We start from the raw sequence: 13,673 nt of genomic DNA on the forward strand, positions 1-13,673 counted from the left end.
GAGGTCCGGCGGCTCAGTGGCCGACGAACTCGGCCTTGCCCGGGCCCTGCTCGACGAAGGAGTCCATGCCGATCTGGCGGTCGGCCGTCGCGAAGAGCGCGGCGAACTGCTGGCGCTCGATCTCCAGGCCGGTCTCGAGGTCGGTCTCGATGCCGCGGTCGATCGACTCCTTGGCGGCGCGCAGCGCCAGGGTCGCCCCCTTGGTGAACTGCGAGGCCCACGCGACGGCCTGGCTGTAGACCTCGTCGGCAGGGACGACGCGGTCCACCAGGCCGATGGCCAGCGCCTCGTCGGCCTTCACGAAGCGGCCGGTGAAGATCAGGTCCTTGGCCTTCGCCGGACCGACCAGTCGGGTCAGTCGCTGGGTGCCGCCGGCGCCGGGGATGATGCCCAGCAGGATCTCGGGCTGGCCCAGGACCGCGTTCTCGGCCGCGAAGCGCACGTCGGCGCAGAGCGCCAGCTCGCAGCCGCCGCCCAGGGCGTAGCCGTTGACCGCAGCCACCACCGGCTTGGGGATGCGCGTGAGGGCGGAGAGCGAGGACTGGAGGCCGGCGGAGCGCTTGACCATGTCGGCGTGCGACATCTGGGCCATCTCCTTGACGTCGGCACCGGCAGCGAAGACGCGCTCGCCACCCCAGATGACCACGGCCTTGACGTCGTCGCGATCGGTCGCCTCGAGGGCGGCGGCGCGGATCTCCTCCTGGACCTGCTGGTCGAGGGCGTTCATCTTCGGCCGGTCCAGCCGGATGGTCCCGACACCCTCGTTGACCTGAAGACTGACGAACTCACCCATGACTTCTCCTGCAGCTCTGGTCGGCCGCCGCTCGGCAGTGAACGGCTGTGGGGCCGGAGCCTATCCATGCGGCGAGCGCCCTCCGGCCGGGGCTCCACCACCCCAGGGGGGTGTGACGACCGGCGAGGAGGGGTAGTGGGGGGCATGGCCATCTCACGTCGCATCGCCCGTCCCCTGCTCAGCAGTGCCTTCATCGCCACCAGCGTGCAGGTGCTGAAGGACCCCGGTCCTGCCGCCGACAACCTGCGCGCCTGGAGCGACCGGGTCGTTCCCGCCGCCCGGGCGCAGGGCATCCCGCTCCCCCAGGACCCCGCCGTGCTCGCCCGCGCCGCCGCCGCCGTCCAGCTCGCCGCAGCCGGCGCCCTCGCCCTCGGCAAGGCACCCCGGCTCTCGGCCGTCCTCCTCACCGCTGCCCTGGCGCCGAACGCACTGGCTTCCAGCCCGTTGAACCCCACCTTGGACTCGGCCAGCCGCGAGCGCAACGTGGTCGAGACGGCGAAGAACGCCAGCCTCCTCGGCGGACTGCTGCTCGCCACCGTCGACACCGAGGGTCGCCCCGGGATCGCCTGGCGCGCGCGTCGCGCCGCCCGCGATGCCAAGCGACAGGCGCGCCACCTGACCAAGGAGGCCAAGCTCGAGACGCGCCTGGCGGGCAAGTCGCTGACCTGAGGCATCACAGGGCTGACCACCAGCGCGTGGCTATCGTGAGCGCGTGACCCTTCCGCCGAGCCTCTCCACCACCCGTCCCGGCGTGGCGCGCGTCTGGTGGCCGGCCGACCTGGTCGAGTCCGGTTTCCGCGAGGCGACGGCCTTCGTGGCCGCCCTGGTCGCGCGCGGACTCCACGACCACGGGCGGGTGGAGGCGTGGATCGACCCCGCGGACGAGACCGCGCAGCGCATCGCCACCTGGGCCGGGCTCCAGCGTGAGGGCATCCTGCGTGGCGGCTACGTCGAGGACGGCCAGTACCACGACCGCATCATGTATGCCCGCCTCGCCACCGACCCCCCGATCAGTGAGCCCGGCGGCTTCCGCGCGCTGCTCAACTCGTTCCTGCCGCGCAAGCGGGCGATCAGCCAGTTGTTGATGCGCGACTCGCAGGACCGCGTCCTGATGTGCGAGCTCACCTACAAGCCGGACTGGGACCTGCCCGGCGGGGTGATCGAGGTGGGGGAGTCCCCCGCCGCCGGCGTCACCCGCGAGATCGACGAGGAGTGCGGCATCCACGTGCCGGCCGGCCCCCTGCTGGTGACGGACTGGCTCCCCGCCTGGAGCGGCTGGGACGACGCGCTGTGCCTGGTCTTCGACGGCGGCGTCCACGATGACGACCTGCCCCGTCACCTCACGCTGGAGGCGCGGGAGATCCGTGCAGTGCGGTTCTGCACCCTCGACGAGATCCGTGCCCACTGCGCCGAGTTCACGACTCGTCGCGTCGAGGCGGCACTGGCTGGAGTGCGGGCCGGAGCCACCTACACCGAGTCCGGGCGCCCTTCGTCACCCACCGAATCTGAGTGAGCCAACGCCCTCCGAGGGCCGTCGGCACCCGCTTCGGCGATCTCAGATCCCCACCCAGCACTTCCGGTCGGGAAGTGTCTGAGGTTTCATTGGCCCATGACGTGGGTGACTGACTTCGCGGCCGGCAACAAGGACCAGAAGGACCTCCTGGGCGGAAAGGGGGCCAATCTGGCGGAGATGACGAACCTGGGGCTCCCTGTCCCACCGGGGTTCACGATCTCCACCGAGGCGTGCCGTGCCTACCTTGCCGAGGGTGGCGACCCGGCGGGTCTTCAGGACGAGATCGCCGAGCGACTCACTGCCCTCGAGACCACGATGGGTCGCCGTCTCGGCGACGACCCCGACCCGCTCCTGGTGAGCGTACGTTCGGGCGCCAAGTTCTCGATGCCCGGCATGATGGAGACCGTCCTCAACGTCGGCCTCAACGACGCCTCGGTCCTTGGCCTCGCAGCACGAAGCAGCGACGAGCGCTTCGCGTACGACTCCTACCGCCGGCTCGTGCAGATGTTCGGCGGCACCGTGATGGGGGTGGAGTCGGAGCACTTCTCCGACGCCCTCGACGCGCTCAAGGCCGAGCGGGGCACCGAGGCAGACCTCGACCTCGACGCGGACGACCTGCGCAACCTGGTGGAGACCTTCAAGGCGATCATCCGCGAGCACACCGGCCAGGAGTTCCCGCAGGACCCGCGCCAGCAGCTCGACCAGGCCATCCACGCCGTCTTCAACTCCTGGAACACCGACCGCGCCGTGCTCTACCGCCGCCAGGAGCGCATCCCGGAGGACCTCGGCACCGCGGTCAACGTCCAGGCGATGGTCTTCGGCAACGGCGGCATGACCTCGGGCTCCGGCGTCGCGTTCACCCGCGATCCCGCCTCGGGCGACCAGGGTGTCTACGGCGACTACCTGCAGAACGCCCAGGGTGAGGACGTCGTCGCGGGCATCCGCAACACCGTCTCCCTGGCGGAGTTCGAGAAGATCGACAAGAAGTCCCACGACGAGCTGCTCGAGATCATGGCCGTCCTGGAGAAGCACTACCGCGACATGTGCGACATCGAGTTCACCGTCGAGGAGGGCAAGCTCTGGATGCTCCAGACCCGGGTCGGCAAGCGCACCCCGGAGGCCGCCTTCCGGATCGCCGTCCACATGGTCGACGAGGGCCTCATCGACATGGACGAGGCCGTACGCCGTGTCACCGGCGCCCAGCTCGCCTCGCTGATGTTCCCCCGCTTCGACACCACCGCTGAGCGGACCCTGCTGGCGAAGGGCATGAACGCCTCCCCCGGGGCCGCCGTGGGTCGTGCCGTCTTCGACTGGCGCACCGCGGTCGAGTGGGCCGAGCGGGGCGAGGACGTCATCCTCGTACGCAAGGAGACCTCGCCGGAGGACCTGCACGGGATGGTCGTCGCCCAGGGAATCCTGACGAGCCGGGGCGGCAAGACCTCCCACGCCGCCGTCGTGGCACGCGGCATGGGCCGCACCTGCGTGTGTGGCGCCGAGGCGTTGGACGTCGACACCAAGGCCGGTCAGTTCACCGTCCGGGGCGGCATCACCGTCCGCGAGGGCGACGTCATCTCCATCGACGGGTCGACCGGCGAGGTCTTCGCCGGCGCAGTTCCCGTCACCCCGTCGGCCGTGGTGCGCCACTTCGAGGGCGAGGAGGTCGCCGGTGACCCGCTCGTCGAGGCCGTCGCGCGCATCGTCGCCCACGCCGACCAGACCCGACGGATGCAGGTGCGGACCAACGCCGACACCGGTGAGGACGCCCTGCGCGCCCGGCGCTTCGGAGCCCAGGGCATCGGGCTGTGCCGCACCGAGCACATGTTCCTGGGCGACCGGCGCCAGCTCGTCGAGGACCTCATCGTCGCCGAGGACGCGGCCGGCCAGGGCGAGGCCCTCGCGGCACTGCTCCCCCGCCAGCGCGGCGACTTCGAGGAGATCCTCACCGCGATGGACGGACTCCCGGTCACCATCCGTCTGATCGACCCGCCGTTGCACGAGTTCCTGCCCGACATCACCGAGCTCTCGGTGAGCCTGGCGCTCGCGGACACCAAGGGCCACCGCAAGAAGCACGAGCGCAAGCTGCTCGACGCCGTCCAGCGACTGCACGAGCAGAACCCGATGCTGGGCCTGCGTGGCGTGCGTCTGGGCATCGTCATCCCCGGCCTGTTCGAGATGCAGGCTCGGGCGATCCTCGAGGCTGCTGCGGCCTGCGTCCGCAAGGGCGGCGACCCGCACCCCGAGATCATGGTCCCGCTCGTCGGGTCGGTGCGCGAGCTCGACCTGATCAAGGGCAGGATCGAGGAGGTCGCGGCCGAGGTCCAGTCCGAGCTCGGCCAGCAGATCGACTTCAAGATCGGCACCATGATCGAGCTGCCGCGCGCGGCCCTGACCGCCGACGAGATCGCCCGCTCGGCCGAGTTCTTCTCCTTCGGCACCAACGACCTGACCCAGATGACGTGGGGCTTCTCCCGCGACGACGTCGAGGCCTCCTTCTTCTCGACCTACATCGAGCAGGGCGTCTTCGGCATCTCCCCCTTCGAGACCCTTGACGTCGAGGGTGTGGGCCAGCTGGTCCGCACTGCGGTGGAGCGGGGCCGTGGCGCCAACCCCGACATCCACCTGGGAGTGTGCGGCGAGCACGGCGGAGACCCGCACTCGATCCACTTCTTCGACGAGGTGGGCCTGGACTACGTGTCCTGCTCGCCCTTCCGGGTGCCGATCGCCCGGCTCGAGGCCGCGCGGGCCAGCCTCTCCGAGGACTGAGCCCGCCGGCACTGACTGACCGCCCACGCACACGGGGCGCCGACCCACACCGGGTCGGCGCCCCGTGGCGCGTAGGGGGCGCCGCTCAGAACAGGGCGGAGGCCAGGTTCTGACGACCCCGCAGGACGCGGGGGTCGTCGTTGCCGACGGCGCCGAAGAGCGTCACGAGGTGGTCGCGCGCCTTCGTACGCTCGTCCCCGCTGGTGCGGCGCACGACCTCGACGAGTCGGGCGAAGGCGTCCTCGACGTGTCCGCCGAGCATGTCCAGGTCGGCCACCATGATCTGCGCGTCGAGGTCGTCCGGTGCGTCGGCGGCAGCCCGGCGGGCCGCCTGGAGGTCCACGCCCTGGGTCCGCTGCAGGAGCTTCGCCATCGCCAGGCCGGCGGCCGCCTCGGCGTCGGCCGGGTTGGCGTCCACCAGCTTCTGGTACTCCGCGACCGCGCGGTCGATGTCACCCTCCTCGAGCGCGTCCTGGGCGGCGGCGTAGCGGGGGTCTGCTGCCGGGACACCCTCCTCGTCGACCACGACCGTGCTGCGCGGCTGGTGTCGGCCCGTGATGCCCTGGGTGGTGAGCTGCTGGGCCACCTGGGTGAGCGCCGGGCGCAGCTGGTCGATCGGGGCGACGTCCTGGAAGAGCGGCATCGGCCTGCCGTCCACGACCGCGACCACGAAGGGGATGCTCGGGATCTGCATGGCCTGGGCGATCTGGGGGACGGCCTCGACGTCGACGAGCCCGACGAGGAAGCGCCCCTCGAACTCGTCGGAGAGCGTCTGCATGTCAGCGGCCAGCTGCGCACTCTCGGGCATCCGCGACGGGGAGAAGAAGACCAGGAGGACCGGGGCCGTCATGGACGCCTCCAGGACGGCCTGGAAGTTCTGCTCGTCGGCCGACACGGAGTACGCCGTGCCGCCCCCCGCGGTGCTCGCGGACTGGCCGGCGGGCTGGCCACCGGACTGGGCGACGGGCGGGCCTGCGGGAGTGCTGGAAGAAGCCGGACGCTTCAGTGCAGAGAGGTCGTAGGCACCGGGACGGGAGAACGGCTGCTGGCTCATGCGGACATTGTCGCGGATGCTGACCACCGCGTGTCCAGAGGTCTCCCCACGACGCTGTCGACGGATGGTCCAGACACTTACCGTCAGGGGTGCCGGATAGTGGTCACGAACTTCCCCCGGCCGGTTCGCAAGTGGTACAAACCATGGGTCCGCTTACTGCCGCAAGCGGACCCATCTCGACCGGTGCGACAGCCTGAGCAACTGTCGTCCGTGAGTTCCGTGGGGGAGACATCTGTGATCGACGTCGGTTTTGACTTCACCGGCCGCCACGTCCTCGTGACGGGCGGCACGCGGGGCCTCGGCCTCGCCGTGGCCCAGGCATTCACCGAGGCCGGCGCACGAGTGTCCGTCACCGGCACGAAGATCCTCCCGTCCCTCTACGACGCCGACCTCTCCCGGTTCGACTACCACCAGCTCCAGCTGGCGAGCAACGACGCGATCGAGTCCTTCGCCGAGCGCATCGGCGCGGTCGACGTCCTGGTCAACGCCGCCGGGGCCCGACTGGCCTCCACCATGGACGAGCACGAGCGTGAGTTCCTGTGCCACTCGGCGCGCCTGGGCTTCGTGGGGCCCCAGCGCCTCACCCAGCAGCTGCGTCAGCGCATCTGCTCCTCCACGGCGCCGGGCGGAGGCGCTGTCGTGCACACCCGCTCCACGCTCTCCTGGCTCGAGCTGACCCAGACCACCACCGACGCCGAGAACGAGCTGCGCGCCCAGACCGCCCAGGCCGGTCGCGCCTGGTCCCGCTACGGCGCCCGCGTCAACACGGTGCTCACCCCGTCCCGGGTGACCGTGCCCAGCCAGCAACGCCTCGCCACGCCTCCGGTGAACGACCACGCCGGTGCCGTGCTCACGCGCCCTCGGGCCGTGCCCGAGGTCAACGTCGGCGAGGTGGCGACCATCACCATGTTCCTTGCCAGCACCGGCGCTGCTGCCCTCAGCGGGCAGACGATCCACGCCACCGTGCGTCGCTGACGGCCGCTGCGCTCAGTTGGGTCGGGGTCCCGCTCTCCTCAGTTGGGACGGGGTCCTCGGAGACCGGCCCGTTGGACGACGCGCTGGATCGCCTGGTCGCGGTCGTTGGGCCGGCTGACGAACTTGATGTCGCGCAGGCCCTGCTCCTGGGCAGCGGACTCGAAGCAGAAGTGGCCGTAGCCGAAGATCCGCCCCACGAAGGGCTTGGTCACCGTGATGTCGAGGATGCGCGACAGCGGCATGGTGGCGGCCTGTCGGTCGAACACGCCCTTCACCCGGAAGACGCGCATGTTCGTGATGACGAACCTGTCCATGTGCTCCCGCAGGGCCAACCAGCCGGCGTGCCCCCACAGGGCCAGCCACACGAGCATCGGTACCCAGCCGATGTCGGCCCGGACGAAGGGCACCGTCAGCAGCACGAGCCCACCGAGCGCGAGCTCCAGCGCGGCGCGGGTGTACGCAGCCCAGTGGTGACGCACCTCGTCGACCACCACCTCGCCCTCCTCACGCAGGAGGTACTGACCGATGTCAGGGTCGAGAAAGCCGGAGACCAGACCCATCACTCACCCCGTCACCACGGCGTGCCTCACAGGAGGGCGGTGAAGAAGTCGAGCAGCGCCTGGAAGAGCTGGATCAGCAGCTGCCACACGTTCGAGAAGAGGGACTCGCCCGAGTCAGCCAGGCTCGTGGGGTCGGAGAACATCCAGTAGAGGAGGAATCCGACCAGGAGGACGAGAAGCACCTTCTTGGCGTTCATGGTCGAAGCTCCGTCCGAGATCAGGTCACAGGTCCCGACATTGGTACCAGTCACGCACCGACAAACCGCGCAGGCACACCATGCGCGGCGCGACTTCCCCAACTTTCGCTGGCCAGCCCGAACCCGCTCAGTGGTCGAGCAGCTGACCTGCCGCCGCATGGGGGTCGAGCCGTCCCGCCACGACGCGGCTGGCCAGGTCGGTCAGCACCCCGCGCTCCCCCACGCTCCCCCAACGGCGGCGCATGGTCTCCAGGGCGATCGCCTCGATCTCCCGCTGCGCCCGTGCAGTGCGGCGGCGCGCCAGCTCACCGGACTCCTCCAGCCACGTACGGTGCTCGGCCAGCTTGACCACGACCTCGGGCACGCCCTCGCCCGACCGCGCGACGGCCTTGAGGACCGGGCGTCGCCACGAGCCCTCCGGTCGCTCCGTGTGCGAGAGCATCGTGCGCAGCTCGCGGCGTACGGTGTCGGCGCCGTCACGGTCGGCCTTGTTGACCACGTAGAGATCACCGATCTCCAGGATCCCGGCCTTCGCTGCCTGGATCCCGTCCCCCATCCCCGGCGCGAGCAGCACCACGGTCGTGTCGGCCAGGCCAGCGATCTCGACCTCACTCTGGCCCACGCCCACGGTCTCCACCAGGACGGTGTCGAACCCGACGGCGTCGAGCACCCGCACCGCCTGGGGCGCGGCCCACGACAGGCCGCCGAGGTGGCCGCGCGAGGCCATCGAGCGGATGTAGACGTCCGGGTCACCGGCGTGGTCGCCCATGCGTACGCGGTCACCCAGGAGCGCGCCGCCGGAGAAGGGCGACGAGGGGTCGACGGCGAGGACGGCGACGCGCTGCCCCTGGCGGCGCAGCTCGCCGACGAGCGCGTTGGTCGAGGTCGACTTGCCCACTCCCGGAGATCCCGTCAGTCCGACGACGTGGGCGCGCCCCCAGTACGGGGCGAGCGCCGTCATCACCTCGTGCAGCAGCGGCGAGGCGTCCTCGACCAGCGTGAGCAACCGCGCAATCGCGGCGGGCTGCCCCTCGCGGGCCCGGGAGACGAGATCGGGGACCGACACCTCGCGGCGTCGGCCCCCGGTCCGTGCGTCCATCGGTGCGATCAGGCCTTCGGGACCCGGATGATCAGGGCGTCGCCCTGGCCACCGCCACCACACAGGGCAGCGGCGCCGATGCCACCGCCGCGGCGCTGGAGCTCGAGGGCGAGGTGCAGCACGATCCGCGCACCCGACATGCCCACGGGGTGTCCCAGGGCGATGGCGCCACCGTTGACGTTGACCTTCTCCTCGTCGACACCCAGCTCACGGGCCGAGGAGATGCCGACGGCGGCGAAGGCCTCGTTGATCTCGAAGAGGTCGATGTCCTGGGCGGTGATGCCCTCCTTCTCCACGGCCTTGGCGATCGCCGCGGCAGGCTGCAGCTGCAGCGTGGAGTCGGGGCCGGCCACCTGGCCCGAGGCGCCGATCTCGGCGATCCAGGTCAGGCCCAGCTCCTCGGCCTTGGCCTTGCTCATCACCACGACGGCGGCGGCGCCGTCGGAGATCTGCGAGGCGGTGCCGGCGGTGATGGTGCCCTCCTTGCTGAAGGCGGGGCGGAGCTTGGCCAACGAGTCGGCGGTGGTGTCGCCACGTACGCCCTCGTCGTGGGCGACCTCGATGTCGCCCTTGCGGCTGCGCACGGTGACGGGGACGATCTCGTCGTCGAAGACGCCGTTCTTCTGCGCCTCGGCGGCCAGGCGGTGGCTCCGGGCGGCGAACTCGTCCTGCTCCTGGCGGGTGAGGTTCTGGGCCGCGGCGTTGCACTCCTCCGTGAGGAGACCCATCGCCTGGTTGGTGAACTGGTCGAAGAGGGCGTCGTAGGCCATCGAGTCGACCAGCGCGGTGTCGCCGTACTTGAAGCCCTCGCGGGACTTGGGCAGCAGGTGCGGGGCCTGGGTCATCGACTCCATGCCACCGGCGACGACGATCTCGTGCTCACCGGCGCGGATCAGCTGGTCGGCCAGCGCGATGGCGTTGATGCCCGAGAGGCAGACCTTGTTGATGGTCAGGGCGGGCACAGCCATCGGGACACCACCCTTGACCGCGGCCTGGCGGGCGGTGATCTGGCCGGCGCCAGCCTGGATCACGTGGCCCATGATCACGTACTCGACCTGCTCGCCCGAGACGCCGGCCTTCTCCAGGGCCCCCGCGATGGCGACGCCACCCAGGTCTGCTGCGGACTGGTCCTTGAGACCTCCGAGCAGACGGCCGATCGGGGTGCGCGCGCCGGCGACGATGACAGAAGTGGTGCCTGACATGAGTGGGGCCCTCCTTGGATCCGAACAGATGAGGTGAGCCTAGACCCCGCCTCCCCGAGGCCGGGCGATGTCCCGGATGTGGACCCGCCGACGGCCCTCGTGGGCGTCGGGTGACCATGGTGGGCATGACTGTGCAGATCCCCTCCCACCTGTTCACCGCGATCGACCACGTGGGCATCGCCGTTCCCGACCTCGACGAGGCCATCGCCTTCTACCGCGACGTCTTCGGCATGGAGGTCGCCCACTCCGAGACGAATGAGGAGCAGGGCGTGCGCGAGGCCATGGTGGCCGTCGCGGACTCCGGCTCCTTCATCCAGCTCCTGGCGCCGCTCAACGCCGAGTCCACGATCGCCAAGTTCCTCGACCGCTCGGGCCCGGGCCTGCAGCAGCTCGCCTACCGCGTGACCGACGTGGAGGCCGTGAGCGAGATCCTGCGCAGCCGCGGCGTACGCCTGCTGTACGACGCCCCCAAGCGCGGCACGGCCAACTCCCGGATCAACTTCGTGCACCCGAAGGATGCCGGCGGCGTCCTGGTGGAGCTCGTCGAGCCGGCTGCCGACGCCGACCACTGACGCACGCACGTCGCAGTTCGCACGGCTCCCACGGAGCAGGAACCGTGCCTGCCCCGGCGGGGCCGTGTGAACTGTCGCACACCTCTTCCCGTGGAGGTTACTGACACGTAACCTTCACCGGAACGCCCTTGATCCTCCTAGGAGAGCCCCGTGCAGAACATCCTCGACGCCATCGAGTCCGGCAACGCCACGTCCGAGGACTTCGCGAACCTCGAGATCCCCGACCACTACCGCGCCGCGTTCGTCCGCAAGGAGGACGCCGGCATGTTCGAGGGCATCGACAGTCGCGACAAGGATCCCCGCAAGTCGCTGCACGTCGACGACGTCCCCCTCCCCGAGCTGGGCCCGGGCGAGGCGCTGGTGGCCGTGATGGCCTCGGCCATCAACTACAACACCGTGTGGACCTCGATCTTCGAGCCCGTCTCCACCTTCGGCTTCCTCGAGCGTCTGGGCCGCACCGGTGACCTCGGCAAGCGCCACGACCTGCCCTACCACGTCGTCGGCTCCGACCTGTCCGGCGTCGTGCTGGCCACTGGCCCCGGCGTGCAGAAGTGGCACGCCGGCGACCGCGTCGTGGCCCACTGCCTCTCCGTCGAGCTCGAGGGCCCCGACGGCCACAACGACACGATGCTCGACACCGAGCAGCGCATCTGGGGCTTCGAGACCAACTTCGGTGGCCTCGCCCACGTCGCCCTGGTCAAGGCCAACCAGCTCATGCCCAAACCGGAGCACCTCACCTGGGAGGAGGCCGCCTCCCCCGGCCTGGTCAACGCCACCGCCTACCGCCAGCTCGTCTCCGCCAACGGCGGCAACATGAAGCAGGGCGACAACGTCCTCGTCTGGGGTGCCTCCGGTGGCCTGGGCGGGTTCGCCACCCAGTACGCGATCAACGGTGGCGCGACCCCGGTCTGCGTCGTCTCCAACGAGGAGAAGGCCAAGATCGCCCGCTCCATGGGAGCCGAGCTGATCATCAACCGTTCCGAGGAGAACTACCAGTTCTGGAACGAGGAGGGCACCAAGCAGAACCCGAAGGAGTGGAAGCGCTTCGGCGCCAAGATCCGCGAGCTGACCGGCGGCGAGGACATCGACATCGTCTTCGAGCACCCCGGTCGTGAGACCTTCGGCGCCTCCGTCTTCGTCACCCGCAAGGGCGGCGTCATCACCACCTGCGCCTCGACCTCGGGCTACATGCACGAGTACGACAACCGCTACCTGTGGATGAACCTCAAGCGCATCATCTCGAGCCACTTCGCCAACTACCGCGAGTCGTGGGAGGCCAACCGCCTCATCGCCAAGGGCGCCATCCACCCGACCCTGTCGAAGGTCTACTCCCTCGACGAGGTGGGCCAGGCTTCCCTCGACGTCCACAAGAACGCCCACCAGGGCAAGGTCGGCGTCCTGTGCCTCTCTCCGGAGCCGGGCCTGGGCGTGCTCAACCACGAGATGCGTGACAAGCACATCAACGAGATCAACCGCTTCCGCGGGGTCTGATCTCGCAGTCTGACACTGCCCCGAGGGGTCCGGCGCCCCGCGCCGAGCGTCTCGAGCAGCCTCACACCCCGGGTCGCCGAACTTCGTCACATGAAGTTCGGCGACCCGGGGTGTGTTCGCTTCTCCCATGAGTAACACTGGTCCTCGGGGGGTTGAGAAACCACACCAACGCATTTGAAAGGGCGTTCCACACATGAACCGCGACGAAGGCCTGTCCATCTTCGACTCGGAGCCGCAGGAGGCAGCCGACGAACAGAAGACGCAGCGCGTCGCCGTTCACCCGAAGCCCCACGAGGCCGAGAAGACCCAGGTGCAGCCGGCGGTGGCCGCACCCGTGCGCGTCACCCCCGCACGCGCCCCCTCACCCGGCGCCCCTCGCCCGAGCACCCTTGCACAGCCAGCTCTCCCGCTGGTGCGCCGCGGCGGCTACGACAAGGACGCCGTCGACCAGCACCTCGCCAAGGTCGCCGCTGCCCAGAGTGACCTGATGACGCAGCTCCAGCAGGCCAAGGCCCAGGCGGCCGCGATGGAGAGCGAGCTGGAGCAGACCAAGGCGATGCTCGGCGAGGCCGAGAAGCCGACGTACGCAGGCCTCGGTGGCCGTGCCGCCTCCATGCTCCGCCTGGCCGAGGACGAGGCCGCCGACGTGCGCGCTGCCGCCGAGCGTGACGCCGCGGACATCCGCGAGCAGGCTCACCGCGACGGTCGTGCCATCCTCGCCGAGGCCTCCCGCGAGGCCGAGGACATGCGTACGGTCCAGCTCAAGGAGCTCGAGGACAGCCGCGCCCGCGTGATGGCCGACGCCGAGCACGAGCGGGCCCTGGCCATCGCGGAGGCCGAGGACCTGCGCGCCGCCGCCAAGCGCGAGGCCGACCAGCTTCGCCTCGCCGCGCAGCAGGAGACGCAGGACCTGAGGACGACCGCGATCCGTGAGGCCGAGCAGGCTCGCGCCGCCGCCGACCGCGAGGTGCAGGAGGCGCGCCGCACCCTGGCCGTCGAGAAGGAGCGTCTGGCCAAGGAGGCGGCGGACCACCACTCCTCCGCCACCGCCGAGACGGCCCGACTGGTCAAGGAGGCCGAGGAGCGCGCCGCCAAGGCCGAGGAGCGCGCCCGCGCCGCGACGACGCAGGCCACCACTCAGCGCCAGCAGGCCCAGACCGAGGCCGAGGCCGTGATCTCGCGGGCCCGTCGCGAGGCGCAGCAGATCGTCACGACGGCCAAGACCCAGGCCGAGGCCATCGCCGCCTCGGGCCACGCGGAGTCGGAGCGCGAGCTCGCCGCGCTGCGGGCAGAAGTCGACCGCATGGCCAAGCGTCGCGAGGCGATCACCGCCCAGCTCGGCGCCCTGCGCGACGTGGTCGCCGGGTTCGCCGACGACGACAGCTGACTGACGGGCGGGGACGTCGCCGAAGGAGGCTGTCCCCGCCCTTCAGCCCCCTTGGCTGTCACACCCG

13 protein-coding genes are annotated in these 13,673 nt (G+C 70.4%); 7 read left to right on the top strand and 6 right to left on the bottom strand.

The window, feature by feature from the left end:
- Positions 1–13: 13 nt before the first annotated feature.
- Positions 14–793: an enoyl-CoA hydratase/isomerase family protein gene (locus tag FCL41_RS11210; protein WP_137066992.1), complete on the bottom strand. Its 780-nt coding sequence runs from the start codon at positions 791–793 to the stop codon at positions 14–16.
- 144 nt (positions 794–937) lie between these two features.
- Here FCL41_RS11210 and FCL41_RS11215 point away from each other — a divergent pair, with 144 nt between their 5' ends.
- The 3 genes from FCL41_RS11215 (at position 938) to ppdK (ending at position 5,069) form a co-directional block, all read left to right on the top strand.
- Entirely contained in the window at positions 938–1,462 is a 525-nt protein-coding gene (locus FCL41_RS11215) for a DoxX family membrane protein (protein ID WP_170970327.1), read from the top strand.
- Positions 1,463–1,505: 43 nt separating this feature from the next.
- The gene (locus tag FCL41_RS11220; protein ID WP_137066994.1) at positions 1,506–2,306 is read left to right on the top strand and encodes an NUDIX hydrolase; all 801 of its coding nucleotides are present in this window, start codon (positions 1,506–1,508) and stop codon (positions 2,304–2,306) included.
- A gap of 96 nt (positions 2,307–2,402) precedes the next feature.
- On the top strand, positions 2,403–5,069 hold the full coding sequence (gene ppdK / locus FCL41_RS11225; protein WP_137066995.1) for a pyruvate, phosphate dikinase: 2,667 nt from the start codon (positions 2,403–2,405) through the stop codon (positions 5,067–5,069).
- Between the two features lie 85 nt (positions 5,070–5,154).
- Here ppdK and FCL41_RS11230 read toward each other — a convergent pair whose 3' ends face one another.
- Positions 5,155–6,123, bottom strand: coding sequence for a tetratricopeptide repeat protein (locus tag FCL41_RS11230; protein ID WP_137066996.1), 969 nt, complete (start codon positions 6,121–6,123; stop codon positions 5,155–5,157).
- A gap of 219 nt (positions 6,124–6,342) precedes the next feature.
- On the opposite strand from FCL41_RS11230, the gene FCL41_RS11235 reads away from it, so the two are divergent.
- Positions 6,343–7,098: an SDR family NAD(P)-dependent oxidoreductase gene (locus tag FCL41_RS11235; protein ID WP_175422349.1), complete on the top strand. Its 756-nt coding sequence runs from the start codon at positions 6,343–6,345 to the stop codon at positions 7,096–7,098.
- A gap of 38 nt (positions 7,099–7,136) precedes the next feature.
- On the opposite strand, the gene FCL41_RS11240 is transcribed toward FCL41_RS11235, so the two are convergent.
- From FCL41_RS11240 to FCL41_RS11250, 4 genes are all read right to left on the bottom strand, one after another.
- Positions 7,137–7,658, bottom strand: a complete 522-nt coding sequence (locus FCL41_RS11240; protein ID WP_170970329.1) for a PH domain-containing protein — start codon at positions 7,656–7,658, stop codon at positions 7,137–7,139.
- A gap of 26 nt (positions 7,659–7,684) precedes the next feature.
- On the bottom strand, positions 7,685–7,855 hold the full coding sequence (locus tag FCL41_RS17100) for a hypothetical protein (protein WP_170970330.1): 171 nt from the start codon (positions 7,853–7,855) through the stop codon (positions 7,685–7,687).
- A gap of 127 nt (positions 7,856–7,982) precedes the next feature.
- On the bottom strand, positions 7,983–8,954 hold the full coding sequence (meaB, locus tag FCL41_RS11245; protein ID WP_137066998.1) for a methylmalonyl Co-A mutase-associated GTPase MeaB: 972 nt from the start codon (positions 8,952–8,954) through the stop codon (positions 7,983–7,985).
- Between the two features lie 8 nt (positions 8,955–8,962).
- A complete protein-coding gene (locus FCL41_RS11250; RefSeq protein WP_137066999.1) occupies positions 8,963–10,156 on the bottom strand; it encodes an acetyl-CoA C-acetyltransferase in 1,194 nt (397 codons plus the stop codon).
- A 116-nt stretch (positions 10,157–10,272) separates the two neighbouring features.
- Between FCL41_RS11250 and mce the strand changes: the two genes are divergently transcribed.
- The 3 genes from mce to FCL41_RS11265 all read left to right on the top strand — a co-directional run bounded on the left by mce (position 10,273) and on the right by FCL41_RS11265 (position 13,606).
- Positions 10,273–10,728 carry a methylmalonyl-CoA epimerase gene (gene mce / locus FCL41_RS11255; RefSeq protein ID WP_170970331.1) on the top strand — a complete coding sequence of 152 codons (456 nt, stop codon included), beginning with the start codon at positions 10,273–10,275 and terminating at the stop codon, positions 10,726–10,728.
- A 150-nt stretch (positions 10,729–10,878) separates the two neighbouring features.
- A complete protein-coding gene (gene ccrA, locus FCL41_RS11260; protein WP_137067001.1) occupies positions 10,879–12,219 on the top strand; it encodes a crotonyl-CoA carboxylase/reductase in 1,341 nt (446 codons plus the stop codon).
- A 193-nt stretch (positions 12,220–12,412) separates the two neighbouring features.
- Positions 12,413–13,606 carry a coiled-coil domain-containing protein gene (locus FCL41_RS11265; protein WP_137067002.1) on the top strand — a complete coding sequence of 398 codons (1,194 nt, stop codon included), beginning with the start codon at positions 12,413–12,415 and terminating at the stop codon, positions 13,604–13,606.
- The last annotated feature ends 67 nt before the right edge of the window (positions 13,607–13,673 follow it).

The organism is Nocardioides jishulii, from assembly GCF_006007965.1.
Classification (GTDB): domain Bacteria; phylum Actinomycetota; class Actinomycetes; order Propionibacteriales; family Nocardioidaceae; genus Nocardioides; species Nocardioides jishulii.

Coding starts and splice junctions, on each gene's coding strand:
- ppdK (WP_137066995.1), top strand. CDS start 2,403: ATGACGTGGGTGACTGACTTCGCGGCCGGCAACAAGGACCAGAAGGAC.
- FCL41_RS11250 (WP_137066999.1), bottom strand. CDS start 10,156: ATGTCAGGCACCACTTCTGTCATCGTCGCCGGCGCGCGCACCCCGATC.
- FCL41_RS11265 (WP_137067002.1), top strand. CDS start 12,413: ATGAACCGCGACGAAGGCCTGTCCATCTTCGACTCGGAGCCGCAGGAG.
- meaB (WP_137066998.1), bottom strand. CDS start 8,954: ATGGACGCACGGACCGGGGGCCGACGCCGCGAGGTGTCGGTCCCCGAT.
- mce (WP_170970331.1), top strand. CDS start 10,273: ATGGTGGGCATGACTGTGCAGATCCCCTCCCACCTGTTCACCGCGATC.
- FCL41_RS11240 (WP_170970329.1), bottom strand. CDS start 7,658: ATGGGTCTGGTCTCCGGCTTTCTCGACCCTGACATCGGTCAGTACCTC.
- FCL41_RS11215 (WP_170970327.1), top strand. CDS start 938: ATGGCCATCTCACGTCGCATCGCCCGTCCCCTGCTCAGCAGTGCCTTC.
- FCL41_RS17100 (WP_170970330.1), bottom strand. CDS start 7,855: ATGAACGCCAAGAAGGTGCTTCTCGTCCTCCTGGTCGGATTCCTCCTC.
- FCL41_RS11230 (WP_137066996.1), bottom strand. CDS start 6,123: ATGAGCCAGCAGCCGTTCTCCCGTCCCGGTGCCTACGACCTCTCTGCA.
- FCL41_RS11210 (WP_137066992.1), bottom strand. CDS start 793: ATGGGTGAGTTCGTCAGTCTTCAGGTCAACGAGGGTGTCGGGACCATC.